The organism is Photorhabdus heterorhabditis, from assembly GCF_001280945.1.
GTDB lineage: Bacteria > Pseudomonadota > Gammaproteobacteria > Enterobacterales > Enterobacteriaceae > Photorhabdus > Photorhabdus heterorhabditis.
Genome location: NZ_LJCS01000001.1, coordinates 168,193 through 186,111, shown reverse-complemented (window position 1 = coordinate 186,111; position 17,919 = coordinate 168,193). Strand labels below are relative to the sequence as shown.

Annotated in this window: 10 protein-coding genes; all 10 read left to right on the top strand. The window is 42.7% G+C overall.

What is annotated here, in order from left to right; genetic code table 11:
* Positions 1 to 474 precede the first annotated feature (474 nt).
* The 10 genes from AM629_RS00755 (at position 475) to AM629_RS00720 (ending at position 17,913) form a co-directional block, all read left to right on the top strand.
* Positions 475 to 1,719 (top strand): hypothetical protein, encoded by a 1,245-nt coding sequence (locus AM629_RS00755; protein WP_054475224.1) that lies wholly within the window; start codon positions 475 to 477, stop codon positions 1,717 to 1,719.
* 128 nt (positions 1,720 to 1,847) lie between these two features.
* Entirely contained in the window at positions 1,848 to 2,009 is a 162-nt protein-coding gene (locus AM629_RS23845) for a hypothetical protein (RefSeq protein ID WP_161804199.1), read from the top strand.
* Positions 2,010 to 2,532: 523 nt separating this feature from the next.
* Positions 2,533 to 3,840, top strand: coding sequence for a hypothetical protein (locus AM629_RS00750; protein WP_054475223.1), 1,308 nt, complete (start codon positions 2,533 to 2,535; stop codon positions 3,838 to 3,840).
* A gap of 503 nt (positions 3,841 to 4,343) precedes the next feature.
* A complete protein-coding gene (locus AM629_RS00745) occupies positions 4,344 to 5,651 on the top strand; it encodes a hypothetical protein (protein WP_054475222.1) in 1,308 nt (435 codons plus the stop codon).
* 729 nt (positions 5,652 to 6,380) lie between these two features.
* On the top strand, positions 6,381 to 7,673 hold the full coding sequence (locus tag AM629_RS00740) for a hypothetical protein (RefSeq protein ID WP_054475221.1): 1,293 nt from the start codon (positions 6,381 to 6,383) through the stop codon (positions 7,671 to 7,673).
* Positions 7,674 to 7,880: 207 nt separating this feature from the next.
* Positions 7,881 to 8,027, top strand: a complete 147-nt coding sequence (locus AM629_RS23840) for a hypothetical protein (protein ID WP_161804198.1) — start codon at positions 7,881 to 7,883, stop codon at positions 8,025 to 8,027.
* A gap of 690 nt (positions 8,028 to 8,717) precedes the next feature.
* Positions 8,718 to 10,031: a hypothetical protein gene (locus AM629_RS00735; RefSeq protein WP_054475290.1), complete on the top strand. Its 1,314-nt coding sequence runs from the start codon at positions 8,718 to 8,720 to the stop codon at positions 10,029 to 10,031.
* Between the two features lie 121 nt (positions 10,032 to 10,152).
* A complete protein-coding gene (locus AM629_RS00730) occupies positions 10,153 to 11,409 on the top strand; it encodes a hypothetical protein (protein ID WP_054475220.1) in 1,257 nt (418 codons plus the stop codon).
* Between the two features lie 779 nt (positions 11,410 to 12,188).
* A complete protein-coding gene (locus tag AM629_RS00725; RefSeq protein ID WP_054475219.1) occupies positions 12,189 to 16,637 on the top strand; it encodes a C-type lectin-like domain-containing protein in 4,449 nt (1,482 codons plus the stop codon).
* On the top strand, positions 16,630 to 17,913 hold the full coding sequence (locus AM629_RS00720) for a hypothetical protein (protein WP_054475218.1): 1,284 nt from the start codon (positions 16,630 to 16,632) through the stop codon (positions 17,911 to 17,913). Before AM629_RS00725 ends, AM629_RS00720 begins: the two co-directional genes overlap by 8 nt.
* Positions 17,914 to 17,919: the final 6 nt, after the last annotated feature.

Below are 17,919 nucleotides of genomic sequence, written 5' to 3'. Positions count from 1 at the left end.
TCTTTAATTAATGAAAAAAGTGGGAAATTACATTAATATTTTAAATTGTATGATTTAAATGTTGCATCAAATCGCTTTCTATAAAGTGAATTAATTCTTACCTAATTGATTCTCATAGGAATTATTTTTCTGGCATATCCGTTGCTGAATCGCTTATATCTTTTGCCAGAAAAAATCGATGTCTCCGTTATGGCTAATCTGGTAATTAGCTAATGGCAATATTCTGGCTATTCGCAATTTAGTGTCACAATCGGTAGTGATAGCAGTTGATACTTTGGAATTTGACCAAATGGACAGTTGATATATGAAGTTATCTTAAACGTATATACCCAATAGATTTCAAGATGGATCGCGACGGCAAGGGAGCGAATCCCCGGGAGCATAGCTAACTATGTGACCGGGGTGAGTGAGTGCAGCCAACAAAGAGGCAACTTGAAAGATAACAGGTATAAACTTAAACTCAGGAGAATTCCCGTGCATAAAATAAGAACTGTTGCTGAAACTTTGGCAGTATTACATCAGTATCACCACCTAGCTGGTATAGAACGGCAGCCAAAGCAACTTAAGACTTTGGATTTTGACGACAAGGTCATATTTTCTAACGATCCGAAGACCGCGACTGTGCCACCGGCATTTTTTACGGTACAAACCATACAGGAGCTTAAGGCACTCGGCGGTGTACCTGACAGTGAGTATGGCCCTGGCAAAATGGAACCCCATCATCCGTTACCGGAACCGTTTTCTGCTGAACGACTGGCAAATGTCTCGGGTAATCATATTGATTTGTGCAAAGCTTTTAGAGCCTATATCTATAGTGATTCTGCTTTAGTCAAAGATTATGAAGAAATTCTTAATGCTAAGCGATTCCCGATGAAGGTGGCGTTATACAGTGGCGAGAAAATGACTGTTGCCTCCGATAATCCATTGGTTGTTGAAGATAAAGATGATTATGGCGAACCGGTTGTTTTGGTGTATGACCAGATAATCATTGAACCGGGAGGTCAAATTATCTACCGCACTAATGGTCGGATCGAAGCCAGCACGATTGTAGGTAATGGAAGTGATCAGAAACCGAACATTATCAGTAAAAGTGATGATGGAGGTGATGGTTTTGATGGTGAAACAGGATGTGATGGGTCTAATGGCGGAGATGGTGTTGCGGGTATAGAAAATAAATACGGCTGTGCTGTTGAGTCCACAGCAGGTTCTGATGCAACTGGCGGCTCTTCAGGAGGATTGGGAGTAGGGGGCGGAGAGGGTGGAAATGCAAATGACATAGTTATTCATGTTCAACTTGTTACTGGGTCAGTAAATGTGGAATCAATAGGTGGCAAGGGTGGAAATGGAGGTGATGGGGGTGATGGAGGGAATGGTGGAATAGGGGGCAATGGAGGTAATAAGACAGGCAAATCTAGTGCAGGACGTGCGGGAAATGGGGGTAATGGTGGAGATGGAGGAGACGCGGGTAATGGAGGGAAAGGTGGAGACAGTGGTAACGTATATATTAATTTCCTTGGTGGTCAGCCAGTGATTAATACTCAGTCATATAGAGGTAATGGTGGAAATGGAGGGAAAGGCGGAAAAGGTGGAGACGGTGGAAAAGGTGGAGTTGGTAACAGTAGTCAATCAGGCGTATCTGGTCGAGATGGTATTGATGGCAAATCGGGAGGGGCAGGTGTAGCGGGCAAGATATATATTAACGGTAATGTACAGAGTTAATCTCTGGGGGCACAATAATCAGATTGGTTTGAACGACTATAATTGAGCTGACGATTTGGTGTCGATGGGTAAGTATAATAATTTGACAAATGATTAATCGGAGTAAGAAATATCGATATGAATCGGCAGTGGGTCAGATAGCCCATGAAGTTGGAAGCTTCTTTCGACAGGGCCGGGGAGTCGTCACTATGCCAAATTGCCGATTTGCCCGTGTTGAATTATTTGTCTGTGTTGAACTACAAGATGTGCAGCTATTTCCAATGGCTGCACTGTATCAGGATAATGATTGATTCGGTTATTCAAACTCTTATTTGTAAAAAATCCTCTTATTATAAAGAAGAATTATTTTCTATTCTTAATTTAAATCACATTCATAATTTTATTGTTTAATAATATCTATAGGTTTCTATTTTGTTGTGATTTTTTAAAAATACAATAATGCTTATTGTTTTTATCTGTATTTTATAATAATACCTCATGAGATAAGTATAAAATTGAAATTTTTAATTGGTATCTATTAAAAGGTAGTGATGTATCACAGAAATATTTTCCATAATTAATGGAAAAAATGGGAATTTACATTAATATTTTATCATTGCGTCATTTCAATGTCGTATCTAATTTCTTTCTGTAAAGTGAATAAATATTTACCTAATTAATTCTCGTCGGAATTATTTTTTTTGGTACATCCATTGTTGAAGTGACTATATTATTTGCCAGAAAAAATCGGTGTTTTCTCTGGAACTTGGTTAGATGGGTAATTGAGATATGAAGTTATTTTAAATGTATAAATTTAAACTCAGGAGAATTTTCATGGGAAAAATAAGAACAGTTGCTGAGACTTTGGCAATATTACATCAAGATTATCATCCGTGTGGTCTGGAACGACAGCCAAAGCAACTTAAGACCTCCGACTTTGACGGGCCGGTAATATTTTCTAACGATCTGGAAACGGCGACTGTGCCGCCTGCATTTTTTACAGTGCAAACGATACAAGAGTTGAAGGCATTCGGTGGTGTACCTGACAGTCGATATGGCCCTGGAAAAATGGAATCTTATCATCCGTTACCTGAACCGTTTTCTGCTGAACGACTGGCAAACGTCTCGGGTAATCATATTGATTTGCGTAAAGCTTTTAGCGCCTATATTTATGGTGATTCTACTTTGGTTAAAGATTATGAAGAAATGCTTAATGTTAAGCGTTTTCCGATGAAAGTGGCGTTATATAGTGGCGAGGAGCTCACGATTACCGCAGATAATCCATTGATTATTGAAGATAAAGAGTATTGTGGTGAACCGGTTGTTTTGGTGTACAACCAGATAACCATTGAATCGGAAGGCAAAGTTATTTGCTACACCAATGGTAGGGTTGAAGCGAATGTCATCCAGGGGGTTGGACTCGGTCCACAGCACTTTGTCAATAAAGGGCGAGATGGAGCAAATGGTATTGCTGGTACAGGTGGTGTCAATGGTGTTAGTGGCGTTAGAGGTCAATCTGGTTACGAGAATAAAAATCGCTGTATAACTCAGCCTACATCAGGTATTGATGGAACTCTCGGTTCTCCGGGAATGAATGGATCGGATGGCGAACTCGGTCAAGAGGCTGAGAAACTCACTGTCACATGTGCTGAGGCACGAGGGGTGATCTATTTGCAGTCTGAAGGAGGGGATGGGGGTGATGGTGGTTATGGTGGTGATGGGGGCTATGGGGGAGATGGTGGTGATGGGGGTTATGGTAGTATTTATAGTGATAGTCGTCGTATTGCTACTAGCACACTGTGTAATTCTGGGTATGGAGGGAATGGAGCAGATGGAGGGTATGGCGGTAATGGCGGTAATGGGGGGAATAGTGGCGGTGGGGGTGGCATAGAGTTTAACTATTCTGCGGGTTATCCACAAATTAGTTATTCGTCAGAACCCGGTTCGGCAGGGGCTGGCGGTAGAGAGGGAAGGGGAGGGAAAGGCGGTGATGGTGGTGTCTCGTGGTGTAATGTTGCGGATAAAACTAAAAACTTAAGTTGTTGCGGAAAGCCAGGTATAAAGGGTATTGATGGAAAGTTAGGGGAGCCTGGGGAGCCAGGAAAGAAGGGGCAGATATATATCAACGGCAAATTGCGTTAACGTTCCGTCTCCTAAATACACACTGTTTGGAAACGAGTAAGTTCGGGTTTTTTAATTTAAATCCTATTTATAATTTTATTGTTTAATAATATCGATAGGTTTCTATCTTGTGGTGATTTTTGAAAAATACAATCATGCTTATTGTTTTTATTTGTATTTTATAATGATTGATGAGGTAAATATAGAATTGAAATTTTGATTAATACCTATTAAAAGGTAGTGATGCATCATGGAAATATTCTCTTTAATTAATGAAAAAATGGAGGATTACATTAATGTTTTAAATTGTGTCATTTAAATGTTGCACCCAATTGCTTGCTGTAAAGTGAGTAAATATTTACCTAATTAATTCTCATAGGAATTATTTTTCTGGCATACCTATTGTTGAAGTGACTATATCCTTACCGGTAGTGATAGCAATAGAGACTTTGGAACTTGGTTAGATGGATAATTGAGATATGAAGTTATTCTAAATACATAAATGTGAACTCAGGAGAATTTTCATGGAAAAAATAAGAACGGTTGCTGAAACTTTGGCAATATTACATCAGAATCATCATCTAATTGGTGTAGAACGGCAGCCAAAGCAACTTAAGACCTCCGACTTTGACGGAAAGGTAATATTCTCTAACGATCCGAAGACAGCGACTGTGCCGCCTGCATTTTTTACAGTGCAAACGATACAAGAGTTGAAGGCATTCGGTGGTGTACCTGACAGTCGATATGGCCCTGAAAAAATGGAATCTTATCATCCGTTACCTGAACCGTTTTCTGCTGAACGACTGGCAAACGTCTCGGGTAATCATATTGATTTGCGTAAAGCTTTTAGCGCCTATATCTATGGTGATTCTGCTTTGGTTAAAGATTATGAAGAAATGCTTAATGTTAAGCGTTTTCCGATGAAAGTGGCGTTATATAGTGGTGAGGAGCTCACGATTACCGCAGATAATCCATTGATTATTGAAGATAAAGAATATTGTGGTGAACCGGTTGTTTTGGTGTACAACCAGATAACCATTGAATCGGAAGGCAAAGTTATTTGCTACACCAATGGTAGGGTTGAAGCGAATGTCATCCAGGGGGTTGGATTTGGCCCACAGAACTTTGTCAATAAAGGGCGAGATGGAGCAAATGGTATTGTTGGTACAGGTGGTGTCAATGGCGTTAGTGGTGTTAGAGGTCAATCTGGTTATGAGAATAAAAATCGCTGTATAACTCAGCCTACATCAGGTACTGATGGAACTCACGGTTCTCCGGGAATGAATGGATCGGATGGCCAACCCGGTCAAGGGGCGGATAAACTAATTATCACATGTGCTGAGGCACGTGGGGTGATTTGTTTGCAGTCTGAAGGAGGGGATGGGGGTGATGGTGGTCATGGTGGTGATGGGGGCTATGGGGGAGATGGTGGTGATGGGGGTTATGGTAGTATGTATAGTGGTCGTCGTCGTATTGCTACTAGCATACTGTGTAATTCTGGGTATGGAGGGAATGGAGCAGATGGAGGGGATGGCGGTAATGGCGGTAATGGGGGGAATAGTGGAGATGGGGGTAGCATAGAATTTAACTATTCTGCGGGTTATCCACAAATTAGTTATTCGGCAGAACCTAGTTCGGCGGGGGCTAGCGGTAGAGCGGGAAGGGGGGGAAAAGGCGGTGATGGTGGTGACTCGTGGTGTAATATTGATGATAGAACTAAAAACTTAAGTTGTTGTGGAAAGCCGGGTATAAAGGGTATTGATGGAAAGTTAGGGGAGTCTGGGGAGCCAGGAAAGAAGGGGCAGATATATATCAACGGCAAATTGCGTTAACATTCCGTCTCCTAAATACACACTGTTTGGAAACGAGTAAGTTCGGGTTTTTTAATTTAAATCCTATTCATAATTTTATTGTTTAATAATATCGATAGGTTTCTATCTTGTGGTGATTTTTGAAAAATACAATCATGCTTATTGTTTTTATTTGTATTTTATAATAATCATTGGGGTAAATATAGAATGGAGGTTTTTGATAATACCTATTAAAAGGTAGTGATGCATCATGGAAATATTCTTTTTAATTAATGAAAAAATGGAGAATTGCATTAATATCTTAAATTGTGTCATTTAAATGTTGCATCCGATTGCTTGCTGTAAAGTGAATAAATACTTGCCTAATTAAGTTTCATAGGAATTATTTTTCTGGCATACCTGTTGCTGAAGTGTTTACATTTTTTGCCAGAAAAAATTGATGTCTCCGTTATGGCTAATCTGATAATTAGCTAGGGGTAATATTCTGGCTATTAGTAATTTAGTACCGCAATCGGTCGTGATAGCAGTAGATACTTTGGAATTTGACTAAATGGGCAGCTGATATATGAAGTTATCTTAAACGTATATACCCAATAGATTTCAAGATGCATCGCGACGGCCAGGGAGCGAATCCCCGGGAGCATAGATAACTATGTCATAGATAACACTGTGACTGGGGTGAGTGAGTGCAGCCAACAAAGAGGCAACTTGAAAGATAACAGGTATAAACTTAAACTCAGGAGAATTCCCGTGCATAAAATAAGAACTGTTGCTGAAACTTTGGCAGTATTACATCAGCATCACCATCTGGTTGGTATAGAACGGCAGCCAAAGCAACTTAAGACCTCGGATTTTGACGGCAAGGTAATATTCTCTAACGATCCGAAGACCGCGACTGTGCCACCGGCATTTTTTACGGTACAAACCATACAGGAGCTTAAGGCACTCGGCGGTGTACCTGACAGTGAGTATGGCCCTGGCAAAATGAAACCCCATCATCCGTTACCGGAACCGTTTTCTGCTGAACGACTGGCAAATGTCTCGGGTAATCATATTGATCTGTGCAAAGCTTTTAGGGCCTATATCTATAGTGATTCTGCTTTAGTCAAAGATTATGAAGAAATGCTTAATGCTAAGCGCTTCCCGATGGAGGTGGCGTTATACAGTGGCGAGAAAATGACTATCTTCTCCGATAATCCATTGGTTGTTGAAGATAAAGATGATTATGGTGAGCCGGTTGTCTTGGTGTATGACCAGATAATCATTGAACCTGGAGGTCAAATTATTTACCGCACTAATGGTCGAATCGAAGCTAACACGATTGTAGGGAATGAAAATACGGGAAAGGAGAATGTTGTCAATAGAGGTAGTAATGGTGCCGATGGTCTTGATGGTGCATCAGGAAATACAGGGGCTGATGGCAGCAATGGTAAAGATGGTAAAGATAGTAAAAATGGCTGCTTAATTAACGCCACATCAGGTAATGATGGAGCCAACGGTTCTGTCGGAGGATTAGGAGGGGATGGTGCAGCGGCTGGAAATGCGAATGACCTGACTATTACTAGTCAATCTCTTACTGGAACAATAAATGCGGCAACGATAGGTGGTAACGGTGGTAATGGTGGAAGAGGCGGTCTTGGGGGGCATGGGGGTTATGGGGGTAATGGAGGTAATTGGGGCAATGAAACAATCAAGTGGTGTTCTGCTGGGGATGCAGGAAATGGGGGCAATGGAGGAGATGGAGGGAATGGAGGCAGGGGGGGTAAAGGTGGGGACAGTGGTAACATATATATTAATTACTCTGACGGTAGTCCAGTACTTCAGGTTATGTCAATTAATGGTCTTGGTGGGGAAGGTGGGAAGGCCGGTTGGGGAGGAGTGGGGGGTGATCCTGGAAATAGTACCAGAATATTCGGTGTACATGGTTTGCAGGGAGACTATGGTAAAGATGGTCTTAAAGGAGAATTTGGAGATGACGGTAACACCGGCAAAATACATGTCAACGGTCATGAACGGGAATCTGATCGGAAACTTAATCGTTAGCGGTGTAGCAATCAGACGGGTCTGAACGACTATAAATGCGGGGAAATGGGGTCAGATCTTGGTTTTGCTTATGTTCAAGTGGTTTACATTATTAATTACTGAATACTTATTGGGTCTGCCCTTGCTTGCTTGGCTTCGTTTTTGCCACTCAGGTTTTACAAATGTTCTGGATATGAAGCCAGTTTCGCATTGGTTCCCGGATAATTAATGGCGATTGTTATCGGCGTGGCAATAGTGCCCGTTGCTCAACGGATGCCTGCTTATGACCTATTAAATAATATCTATACCTGTTATCTTTCAAGTTGCCTCTTTGTTGGCTGCACTCACCCGGTCACAGAGTTATCTATGACATAGTTCTCTATGCTCCCGGGGATTCGCTCCCTTGCCGTCGCGATCCATCTTGAAATCCATTGGGTATATAGGTTTCTATCTTGTGGTGATTTTTGAAAAATATCATCGTGTTTGTTATCTTTTATTTGTATTTTTTAATAATACCTAATGAGACAAATATAAAATTGAATTATTTAATTGGCTCGTATTAAAAGGTCGTGATGTATCACAGAAATATTCTCTTTAATTAATGAAAAAAGAAGGGAATTGCATTAATATTTTAAATTGTGTCATTTAAATATCGCATTCAATCGCTTTTTGCAACGTGAATAAATGCTTGCCTAATTGATTATCATAGGAATTATTTTTCTGGCATACCCGTTGTTGAAATACTTATATCCTTTGCCAGAAAAAATCGATGTTTTCACTATGGTTAATCTCGTGATTAGCCAATGGCAATATTCTGGCTATTAGTAATTTAGTACCGCAATCGGTCGTGATAGCAGTAGAGATTTTGGAACTTGACCAAATGGGCAGCTGATATATGAAGTTATCTTAAACGTATATACCCAATAGATTTCAAGTTGCAGTGCGGCGGCAAGTGAACGCATCCCCAGGAGCATAGATAACTATGTGACTGGGGTAAGTAAACGCAGCCAACAAAGCAGCAGCTTGAAAGATGAAGGATATAAACTTAAATTCAGGAGAATTCCCGTGGATAAAATAAGAACTGTTGCTGAAACTTTGGCAGTATTACATCAGCATCACCATCTGGTTGGTATAGAACGGCAGCCAAAGCAACTTAAGACCTCGGATTTTGACGGCAAGGTAATATTCTCTAACGATCCGAAGACCGCGACTGTGCCACCTGCGTTTTTTACGGTAAAAACCATACAAGAGTTGAAGGTACTTGGAGGTGTACCTGACAGTGAGTACGGCCCTGGCAAAATGGAAGCCCATCATCCGTTACCGGAACCGTTTTCTGCTGAACGACTGGCAAATGTCACGGGTTATCATATTGATTTATGCAAAGCTTTTAGGGCCTATATCTATAGTGATTCTGCTTTAGTCAAAGATTATGAGGACATGCTTAATGCTAAGCGTTTCCCGATGAAGGTTGCGTTATACGTTGGTGAAAGAATCACTGTTACCGCAGATGCACCATTGGTTGTTGAAGATGAAGATGATTATGGCGAACCCGTTGTCTTGATATATGACCAGATAATCATTGAACCAGGAGGTCAAATTATTTACCGCACTAATGGTAAGATCGAAGCTAATACTGTTGTAGGGAATGGCAGTAATGATAAAAAGCAGAGCATTATCAGTAAAGGCTCTGATGGAAACGATGGTTTGGAAGGTGAACAGGGAAGTAATGGGGTGAATGGCAGCAATGGTGAGATGGGTTCAGATAATAAACACGGTTGCGCTGTTGCATCCACACCGGGTACTGATGCAACTGGCGGTTCTTCAGGAGCACAAGGGATGGATGGCAAAAGGGCTGGAAGTGCAAATGACGTAGTTATTAATGTTGACATTTTTACTGGGGTAGTCAATGCGGCATCGATAGGTGGTAAGGGTGGAAGGGGTGGATATGGCGGTAATGGCGGTAACGGAGGGAATGGTGGAAATGGGGGATATTCAACAAGCAAATGTAATGCTGGATGTGGAGGAAGGGGAGGTAATGGCGGAAATGGAGGTAATGGAGGGAATGGGGGTAAAGGTGGGGACAGTGGTAACATATATATTAATTTCACTCAGGGTCAGCCAGTAATTAATGCTTTGTCATATAGAGGTGATGGCGGTAATGGAGGGGTCGGTGGTAAGGGAGGAATAGGCGGAGTAGGTGGGATAGGTGGTGCTGGTAATGGAGGATTAGATACTAGTGGTCATCCCGGAGTATCTGGTGAAGCTGGTGCTGATGGAGAATCCGGTAGTGACGGTATTTCTGGCAAGGTATATGTTAACAATAATGAACGGCAGCATAGCAATAATCAGGCTTTAGACTGGCTTGAAGACTATAAATAAGGGAAATGGGTTCATATTTTCCGTATCATTTGTGGCAAGGTTTACTTGCGACAACGAAGGTGTGTTCATAAATAACTCTTTTTTTATCGTTATATACCCACTTAAACTCAGGAGATTTCTTATGAATAAAGTAAAAGTTATTGCTGAAACTTTGGCGGAATTGCGTGAACATTATCGTCTGACGGGTATAGAACGGCAACCAAAACAATTGAAGACAGCGGATTTCGGTGGATCGGTCATATTTTCCGACGATCCGAAAATAGCTACTGTTCCACCCGCATTTTTTACCGTACAAACGATACAAGAACTGAAAAGATTAGGTGGTGTGCCTGATAGTGATTATGGCCCTGGAGGAATGGAGCCGCATCATCCATTGCCTGAACCTTATTCTGCTGAACGGCTGGCGAATGTCACGGGTAATCATGCCGATTTATGTAAAGCCTTTAGTGCTTATATCTATGGTGATTCTGCTTTGGTCAAAGATTATGAAGATATTCTTAACGCTAAGCGTTTCCCGCTGAAAGTTGCACTATATGGTGGTGATAGCATAATTATTTCTGCGGACAAGCCATTGATCATTCAAAGTCGAGATAATCACGGTGAACCTATTGTATTAGTTTATGAGCAGATAACGGTTGAACCTGGCGGAAAAATTATTTATCGCACCAATGGGGCTGTTCAAGCGAATACCATGACGATGGTTAGCTCTTTGGGTTCAGATAGTGATCCGACCAATATTATTAATCGGGGCAGTGATGGAAATCATGGCGGCAATGGGGCGAATGGAACTGATGGAAAGACCGGTGGTCATGGTAATGCTGGACAGGATAACAAAAGCTCCTGTGCAAAGGCCGCAACGTCGGGTACTAACGGGGCTTATGGTACAGATGGTAGTGCTGGAAGCAATGGCGAAAATGGCGGCGGCGCAAATGATATTGTTCTAAAGATTGCTTACCTCACCGGCACGGTAAACTTAGAATCGACAGGCGGTAATGGTGGTAATGGCGGTACTGGTGGTAAGGGTGGAAGAGGAGGAAATGGGGGTAACGGAGGTGGCTCCACTTCTTACTGTAGTGCTGGAAGAGGAGGGAGTGGCGGTAATGGAGGTAAAGGGAATAACGGGGGCAATGGAGGCAAAGGGGGAGATGGGGGTAATATTTATGTTACCTATGAGAGTGGTAGCCCTGTCTTTAATGCTAAGTCTGCGGGTGGGATGAGGGGGGAAGGGGGTTATGCTGGTTACGGTGGAGGCGGAGGCTATGGTGGTAGCGGTTCTCCTAGTGGTAGCAATGGCAAAATTGGTGCATCGGGTAACGATGGGCTTGCCGGAGCAACTGGTGTTAAGGGTTATGTGTATATTAATGGAGAACGTCAGTAATGACCCGAGACGCTCTCATAGAGAAATTATGTGAGTGGACATTCAGATTTGTTGCACTCACATATTAACGGTTAAACAAAGAGATAATAGTCACGATAGTTCTTATATTATGGATAATAAGGGAGATATTACCCGCCTGTGATGACATGCGGGTAATAGTAAAATAAATATTTCATTTCATGGTTTTCTTTATATTTATAAAATAATAATAAGTTCAAGTTTGGTAAATGTATTTAAATGTTTTATTTGTTGGTTTAAGGTGAGAGTTTATTCTAAGAATATAGGATATATAATGTATAACATCGATTTAACTTACGGTTTTTTCTTGATTTATATTTATAATTTCATTATGAAATAATCGCGTTCTGTTTGTATCAGGTTGTTATTTGATTGAAAATGCACTATTCCACGTGGCAGATTTATTTTACCATGGTGATATTATCTAATTCTATAGGTTTTAAGTTGGGATAATGAATTGGTATACATTAAAAAATTGTAATGTATCACAGAAATATCTTCTTTATTTGATGGAAAAAATTGAGAATAACATTACTATTTTATTGATGGAATTTAAATGCCACATTTGATCATTTTACATAGAGTGGATAAATGTGGCATTTAATTAATTCTAGGTATTTTTGGTTAATAAATAGGCTTTTGAAGAGATATATTAATTTTCATGGGGATTATTTATTTAAATTTTGTGATCAAATGATTTATACGGTTATTAAGAGTTTCTTGTGATACCGAAAATAATTACTTATAGAGATAAAATTCAAATGAAGACACATACTTTACATTTTGATTTAGCTCAAGGTCATTTACGTACCCAATCCAGTCAATTGAGTCTCTGGGTGGGTGAATATAATATACTGTTGCAAGAACATGATGAGTCAAGTTTAGCTAAGGCGGCTGGCGAGAATCCGGCAATAGATATGGTTCTGCGCTACGGTTCACACAATATTAGCCACTTTGCGGAAGTACCCGAACACTATTTTTTACCTCATCACGTTACGCTAATTAAAGTGGTTGGTGATAAATCTGGGCCTTATCGCTCTTCATTACCGGTTCTTTATCATCTTTCTTATCATATTCCCAATGCTCATTTACATCGTTATGCCAAACGTAACATAGAAAAACTGGCCGTAAATAATATAGAGATGGCTTTGCCGGGTAAACTTAGTGCTCTCGGTGTTAAAAGCCAACATTTAGCGCGAAATTCTATTGATTGCGGCGATTTGTTGGTTGCGACTAATGAAATGAAAACTCCGTGGGATGTTGCCTGCTCTGTTGTGTTTTCCCATCCGGAATTGTCTAACAGTCAGGCTTATTCGGCATCAATTGTTATGAATGCACATATTGCCCCACCGGAGGCAATAGACCCACAGCAATATAACCGAGTTTATGAACTGGCTATATCAATATCGAGTCAGGGACCCGCGACAGAGATAGGCGGTTTTGCCACTTATGGTCAATTGGTTGCCCCTGATGGCAGCGCAATGTTCTATGAGTTTGACTGGGTGGGTCAAGACGGACAGGTGATTTTCGCCGAAGGTGATCCGGTGATGCAATATAACCTATCGGATGAAACGGGGAATTATTCAGGCTCGCCAGCATCTAATGCACTGAAAACTTCGCATAATGATGATCGACTGCAAAATCATAACTGGAGTGTCAGCCAAAGTGCATCTATCGATATTACCGAGTTCAAAGATCAAACTTCCGCATTAGCTGTTAAGCGAGATACTAATCAAATTTGGACCGCCACTAACCGTACTCCCAATCACGGGATGGATGTATACGCCGACAGCATCCGTTACGATCCCGGCCAAAATTATTTTTCCATTGACTTTAAGAATAAATATTTACGTCAGCTTGGTGTTTATATTCAATTCTTTAAAGACACTCAAATGGAACAGCCGATCGATAATCCAACGGTTGATGGTGATTGGCCGTTTTATTTCCCTAAAGAGCTGGCGGCATTATTTGAAACGCCATCACAAAAAGCTCTTGGTGTGTTGGCTAATGTCAATACGATCATGGGGATTCCGATGCCCACTGATCCCACTAAATTTGGCTTGCCTTGGCCGGCTGAAGCTCAGGCGGCTAAATTCTTGTTTGGTGGCTTGGGAACTTCCCGCTGGGAAAATCCGATTGTCTGGCCGGGTGTGATTTTAACTGGCATGTTCCAGTACGGTATTCCAGCCCTGATGATGTTGGCTGGCGCCGCAGTGACCAATAGTCAGTGGTATAAAGATTTTATTTCTAATAAGGATAACGTTGCCATACTGGCAGGCATTGCTTTCCCGTTGATTGGTGGTGGTGCCGCGGTTGGTTCAGCGTTATTTAATACTAAAAAAGTGCTCACCAGTTTAGCCAGTATTGCCATTGGTATTCTGGCTAAAAAAGGGATGGAAGCATTAGCCGCTTATGTTACCGCCAAGATAGCCGCTAGTGCAGCCGCTCAAGCGGTTCCGGTGGTGGGTTGGGCATTCCGGCTTGCTTCAATTGCGCTGGATGTTGCGCAGATTGCAGTGACGACGGGGGAATTGCTTTCCACACCAGCTACCTTGGAAGTGGATATCAAGCGTCAGATGACGTTGGCTTTTACCCTGCATCCCGATCCTGCTCATGGTGAAGTGGGGCGCCCGGAAACCGCGATTTGGCCGCCGGTGGGAGTACAGTGTCAGGTAACGGTCGAATATACCAACGGCACCTATTACACCCAGACGATTCCATTACCTACCACCGGTTCCAATACCCCGCTATCCTTTAATTTCCATTCGGTTGGCTGGGGTGGAACCCTGAAAATCAAGGCGAATGTTTATTCGGCTACTGGCTGGTTAGCGGGGAGCTACGCCAGTGAGCTGCTAAATGCACAACCAGGCGACCCCAATGAAGGCATTATGCGCGTCAGTGGCATTATAAAAGAGATGTTAGTGCCTCTGACTCAGGTGACTCAATACGAATATTGGGAACAGTTGTCTTACGATAGCGATAAAAAAGAGTATCAGTGGATTGAAGGCAGCGTGCCGTTGGAAACCCAGTCTTCAACCAATTGTAGCAATGTAGGTAATAACATCTGCAAGCTGGTCAATATGACAATCCTGAATTCAGATTATCAGGTTGGTTATTGCTATCAGGCTTCCGGTCAGGATATTCCACTGGAAGATCCATTAAGTCCACCCAATAGCGGCCAGATGTATGTGCTACAAAACATTTCCACTTTGAGCAACGACACGCTGAATGAGCGTCTGAAATTATCCGAGGTGGGTTTCAAAGTACAACCCCTGATCAGCTATAACAGCTTTGGCGAAGGACCGGACAACAAAACTATCACGCCTTACAACTTTATTATTGATTCACGATTTGGCGAATATCACTTGCGTCGGGTCGATCTGCGTGACGGCAGACATGATTTTGGTTTAACGGATAATCCGCTGTCTTGGGGAACTTTCACGATTCCTCATCTGGATGCAATGGTGGTTCATCCGAGTGGTTATGTTATTGCGGTCAGTTGGCAATACAGCAAGATGCAGATTCTGCCGTTGGGAGATCAGGGTTACCCGGATGCTCAGGCGCCAGCAGCCCAGATTGTCTCTGGCGAAGGGATTCGACAAGGGCTAATGCATGGGCCAATTGCCCTGACTGTCACGCCAGATGGTCGCATCTTATTACTGGAAACAATCAATACCCGTGTTCAGGCGTTTGATACTAAAGGCAACCCATTTCCAAGTTTTCCAGGGGCAACACTGTTTAAACTGGCTACTGCTGAGTATCAGGCAACACTGGATGCTCAGGTGTTCTCTCCAGCATTACAACAAGCATTCCGTGAACAAGGGCTGACATTCCTGTTTAGTAACAGTGATCCGAGCTTTATACATTCACTCAATACTGGCGTACTGGATGAGCAGATTATTGCCACCTTTGCGCAAGATGGGATCTATCTGAGTTATAACCAGACCACAGACGGTAATATTGACCCAGTTGGCAGCACAACGGTTGACGTGATACAGCAAGGGCAGAGCTGGTTGGTATATGACCCGCAAAAACCCGCAACTTACACGCTAACTGCTCAGGGACAAACAGTATCCGTCTATAACGATTTGAGTAATGTGCGGGTTATCGCTATCGGTCAAGGTGTTAAATGGCAAATTGATGATCTTGCCGGCGCCCGTTCCTGGCTGTTAACCCTTGATGCAACGAATCCTGTTGAAATTACAGTGGCTGATTATTTGGCTTATATGCCACTGAATAAGCCAGCGGGAATAACTTATCTGGATGTTGCGGTTGAATCTAAGGGATATATTTACATTCTGTCATACCGTAATGAAGGGCGCGATCCAACGGATTATATCCTCGATATCTATGAGCCTAGCGGTAAGTTCCTAGTCACTGTCCCTGATTCGACACTGGTACCTGATCCGACTAAACGTCAGCATATTGTTGCCGCGCATCTGGCGATAGATTCATTCCGTACCTTGGTGGCAATGAATTACGGCAAGATCCTAGGGGAAAATCAACGGACCCAGCCACAAATCAGCCAATGGACGCCGACTACACCGATATTCGATCTGGGTATCGATCAATTACCGATATTCCAGCAACACGATATGGATAAAATCCACGCAGTTTTTGCGGAGAACAAACACCCTCTTAGTCATCAGGCAACTATCGAAACTATCAATAACAATGGTTATTTCATCATTACAGATGTTAATACCCGTTACCCGGTCATTTGCACAGTAGATAGCGATAATTTGCAGATTATTTCTGTCTACAGTTTCTCGGAGATAAATATGACATCAAGAAATTATAGTTCAGGATTTAAAGCGGTCTTGCAGTTATTAGGTCTCTCGGAGAGTGATGTAACGGAGAAAGTTGTTATTCCATCTTCGTCGCAAGGCTCTTTACGGCCTAACGACCCACAGTCGTTGGCTCCTTCTTACCAGTCAAACGTGCCGTCGGCAACGGAACTGTTGGCTATTTCTGGCATCCCCCCGGTTGAGGCACCGATAGCATTTCCGGCAGCCATTGATGTTTTTGCGATTGGAGAATTGGTGATTGCTAATGGTGAGATTTTGGAAATTAGCAGCCCAAATTCACTGCCGATCGTGGTAGCAGTAGACACTCTGGTGATTGAACCGGGTGGGCAACTGATATGTGACGCTAATGTGATCCTAAACGTACAAACTTATATCCAAACTCAGGAGAATACCCATGAATAAACTGAAAACAGTTAACGAAACTTTGGCTATGTTGCGTGAGCATTATCATTTGACCGGTACCGAGCGGCAGCCAAAACAATTGAAAACTTCGGACCTTGACGGGCCGGTAATATTTTCTAACGACCCGAAAATAGCCACGGTGCCACCCGCGTTTTTTACTGTACAAACCATCCAAGAGATGAAGGAACTTGGCGGGGTGCCTGACAGCGAGTATGGACCAGGCGGAATGGAACCGCATCATCCGCTACCTGAACCCTATTCAGCTGAACGGTTGGCGAATGTCACCGGTAATCATGCTGATATATGCAAAGCTTTCAGCGCTTATATCTACGGTTATTCTCCTTTAGTCAAGGATTATGAAGATATTCTGAATGCTAAACGTTTTCCGATGAAAGTCGCGTTATACAGTGGTGAAGATATCGTTGTCACTGCAAGTAACCCATTGATTGTAGGAAGTAAAGAGAGTCACGGTGAACCTGTTAACTTGGTGTTTAATAAGATAACGATTGAACCTGGCGGTAAGATTATTTATTTGACCAACGGCACGGTTGAAGCGAACGAAGTCGTCGTAATTAATTCCCCAAACCCATATCCATCCCCGGGTGATAATGATGGCCCGAACATCGAAAATATTGGCAGTAACGGAGGTGATGGTGGGGGCGGAAACAATGGCGCCAGTGGAAGAGACGGCAGCAATGGTAGCGCTGGTAAAGATAATAAAAATTCCTGTGCAACGTCGGCTACCAATGGTACCGCTGGTGGCAGTGGTACTGACGGGGCTGGCGGAAGTGATGGCGAGAAAGGTGGGAATGCGAATGATGTTAATTTTAAAACAGGTACCCTTAGTGGCTTTGTGAATATGCTGACGCAAGGTGGTAATGGCGGTAACGGTGGTAACGGTGGGAATGGCGGCAGCGGTGGAAAAGGCGGGAATGGCGGCGGTTCTACCGACAACTGTAATGCTGGAAATGGTGGTAATGGGGGAAATGGCGGCAACGGGGGTAGAAGTGGTAACGGCGGTAATGCGGGTGACGGCGGCAACATCTATTTTACTTACCAGGAAGGAGGAAGTGCGACGTTCCAAGCTAGGGCGGTTGGCGGTAACGGTGGTAAAGGCGGCAACGGTGGTTCTGGGGGCGCTGGTGGCGCCGGTGGTTCTGGTGGTAAAGGTAGTAGCGGGGGTAGCCCAGGTAAGGGTGGTTCATCGGGGACTACAGGCGCTGCCGGAAAAGCAGGTTCTATCGGTGCAATTTATATCAACGGCAAAAAACAATAACCGCAA

Bases quoted from the DNA above. Each gene is read 5' to 3' on its own strand.
- AM629_RS00750 (WP_054475223.1), top strand. From the start codon at position 2,533: ATGGGAAAAATAAGAACAGTTGCTGAGACTTTGGCAATATTACATCAA.
- AM629_RS00745 (WP_054475222.1), top strand. From the start codon at position 4,344: ATGGAAAAAATAAGAACGGTTGCTGAAACTTTGGCAATATTACATCAG.
- AM629_RS23840 (WP_161804198.1), top strand. From the start codon at position 7,881: ATGGCGATTGTTATCGGCGTGGCAATAGTGCCCGTTGCTCAACGGATG.
- AM629_RS00730 (WP_054475220.1), top strand. From the start codon at position 10,153: ATGAATAAAGTAAAAGTTATTGCTGAAACTTTGGCGGAATTGCGTGAA.
- AM629_RS00725 (WP_054475219.1), top strand. From the start codon at position 12,189: ATGAAGACACATACTTTACATTTTGATTTAGCTCAAGGTCATTTACGT.
- AM629_RS00720 (WP_054475218.1), top strand. From the start codon at position 16,630: ATGAATAAACTGAAAACAGTTAACGAAACTTTGGCTATGTTGCGTGAG.